The 2,665-nt window shown below is 68.7% G+C and carries 2 protein-coding genes; both read right to left on the bottom strand.

The features are described from left to right. Positions 1-317: 317 nt before the first annotated feature. On the bottom strand, positions 318-1,682 hold the full coding sequence (locus VF647_00900) for a sigma-54 dependent transcriptional regulator (GenBank protein HEX8450616.1): 1,365 nt from the start codon (positions 1,680-1,682) through the stop codon (positions 318-320). A gap of 133 nt (positions 1,683-1,815) precedes the next feature. Then, the gene (locus VF647_00895; GenBank protein HEX8450615.1) at positions 1,816-2,496 is read right to left on the bottom strand and encodes a histidine kinase dimerization/phospho-acceptor domain-containing protein; all 681 of its coding nucleotides are present in this window, start codon (positions 2,494-2,496) and stop codon (positions 1,816-1,818) included. Positions 2,497-2,665: the final 169 nt, after the last annotated feature.

The following is a 2,665-nucleotide window of genomic DNA, read 5'->3' as shown; positions in this document are numbered from 1 at the left end:
CGCGCTCCCCTGCCTGCCCAGCGTGCTGCTGGAGCGGGGACGCGAAGTACGGCGTAGGCTCCGAGAGCCACCCCGAAAGCGGACGATGCAACTCCTTGAAATCAAGAAGTTTAAGGCCTTAAGTTAACGCCTATGGGGATTCATCCCCCGGTGCGCGGCGCCGATGCCATCGCTGGCGCCCATCCCCCGGTGCGCGTCCGCCGGTTTTTCGTCCCCCGGTGCGGGGTCCGGGTGATCCGGCCCGTCCCCCCCAAAAACACCCGCCGCGCCCCGGCAACCGGGACGCGGCGGGTGTCCACCCGTGGAGACGTTCGGCCTCAGGCCGGGACGGCGTCGCCGGCGACGGCGCGGTTGAGGCGGTTGCGCAGGTCGTCCTCGTCGATGCCCAGCATCAGGGCGGCGCGCTGGTGGTCGCCCTCCACGAAGGAAAAGGTCTTGAGCATCAGCGTGCGCTCGGCCATCTCCAGCTTGGTGCCCACGGGAAGTCGGATCTCGCGGTCCTCCGTCACCAGCAGCTCGTGGGCGCGCATGTCGGCCAGCGTCACCATGTCGCCGCGGGCCAGGATCACGGCGCGCTCCACCGCGTTCTTGAGCTCACGGACGTTGCCGGGCCAGCGGTAGCTGTTGATGAACTCCAGCGTCTCCGGCGCGAACCCCTTGAGCGGCTTCCCGTTCTCCTCCGCGAAGCGGCGCAGGAAGGCCTCGGCCAGGATGCGCACGTCGCCGCGGCGCTCGCGAAGCGGCGGCAGGACGAGCGGGATCACGGCCAGGCGGTGGTACAGGTCGTCGCGGAGCTTCCCCTCGTCGATGGCGCGCTGGATGTTCTTGTTGGTGGCGGCCACCACGCGGATGTCCACGTGCACCTCCTTCTTGCCGCCCAGGCGGCGGAAGGAGCGCTGCTCCAGGGCGCGCAGGAACTTCACCTGGATGTCCGGCTCCATCTCCGCGACCTCGTCCAGGAAGAGCGTGCCGCCGTCGGCCAGCTCGAAGCACCCGGCCTTCTCGTTGATGGCGCCGGTGAAGGCGCCCTTTTCGTGGCCGAAGAGCTCGTTCTCCAGGATCTCGCGCGGGAAGGCAGCGCAGTTGATGGCGATGAACGGGCCCTTGTGGCGGTTGCTCTTGTCGTGGATGGCGCGGGCCACCAGCTCCTTGCCCGTGCCGCTCTCGCCCACGATCAGCATCGAGGCATTCGACGGCGCGGCCGCCTCGATGGTGCCGTAGATCGACTGCATCTCCTCCGACTGGCCGATCAGGTCGCCGAAACGCGTGAGGTTCTTGAGCTTCTCCTCGAGCGTGCGGTTGGCCTGCTTGACCCGGTACGCTTCCAGCGCCTTGGGAAGGAGGGCCTTGAGGCGCGCCACGTTGAGCGGCTTCTCCAGGTAGTCGTACGCCCCTTCCCGCATCGCCGCCACCGCGCTGTCCACCGAGGCGCTGCCGGTGATGATGATGATCTCGCTGGCGATGCCGGCCTCGCGCATCTTGGCGAAGAGCGCCAGCCCGTCCAGCTCAGGCATGCGCAGATCGGCGAGGACGACGCCGTACCCGCCGCCGCCCTTCACCATCTCCCACGCCGTCTTCCCGTCGGTGGCGGTGTCCACTTCATATCCGTCATCCGCCAGGAGCATCTGCAGCCCCTCGACGATGTGGCGCTCGTCGTCCGCTACGAGAATCTTTTGAAGCATGCCGTCGCCCTGGAGGTGTTGCCTGATATATATAGTGACCCGCAAGATAGGAACGCGGCGGGGCGCGGTCAACCCGTTGCACCGCAACCCGCTACGCAGTATGCAGATGGCGCCTGGCGGCGCCCCTGCCTCATCAGCGCGCCAGCGGCACCTTCAGCACGCGCATCCCCGCCGCGTCGCCCTCCACGCGGCCGCCCATCTTCTCGGCCAGGTAGCGCGCCACGGCCACCCGCTCGGCGCTCTCGGCCGGCGGCTCCAGCCCCGCCCCGCTCGTCTCCACGGAGAGGACGGCGCTCCCCTCCGCCTCGTCCAGCACGATGCTCATGGTGGCCCCGGGTCCGACGGCGTCGAGCGCATCGAGCACCAGGTTGAGGATCACCTGCCGCGTGGGCTCGCGCGGGATGAAGACGCGCGTCACCCCGTCCCCCGGCCGGAAGTCGACGGCGGCCTCGCGCTGGCGTGCCTCGAGCTGGATCAGCTCCATCAGCTCCTCGGTGAGGTCGCGGAGCGTGGTGGTCTCCGCGCCGCGCCCGGGGCGCGACAGCCGCAGGAGGAGCTCGATGCGCCGGTTGACGCGCTCCATCTCGCCGCTGAGCACGGCGAAGTTGCGCTGCATCTCGTCGGTTTCGCCGACGGCGCGCGCCACCCGCCGCTTCAGCACCTCCAGGTTGATGACCATGGAGTGGAGCGGGTTCTTGATCTCGTGCGCCAGGTCGTCGGCCAGCCGCTCCAACAGGTCCAGCTTGTTGGCGCGTACGCGGAGGGTGTCGTCCGCCGCGTCCGGCGACTCGAGGGTCATGGTGTCGATGCTCACATCCGTTTCCAGGCACAGCAGGACGGCGGCGCGCCCGTAGTGTGACGGGTGCGGTGAATGGTCCGGGGTGCGGGGGGAAGCACAATCCGTTCCGCACGGGGAAGTCTCCGCCGTTCTTTCCGTATCCTCTGTGTCTCTGTGTGAGGCAAAAAGAAGCGGGGCCGCGCAT

Source organism: Longimicrobium sp., assembly GCA_036387335.1.
GTDB lineage: Bacteria > Gemmatimonadota > Gemmatimonadetes > Longimicrobiales > Longimicrobiaceae > Longimicrobium.
Note: the sequence above shows the minus strand (reverse complement) of the source record. Positions and strands in the feature narration are given on the sequence as shown.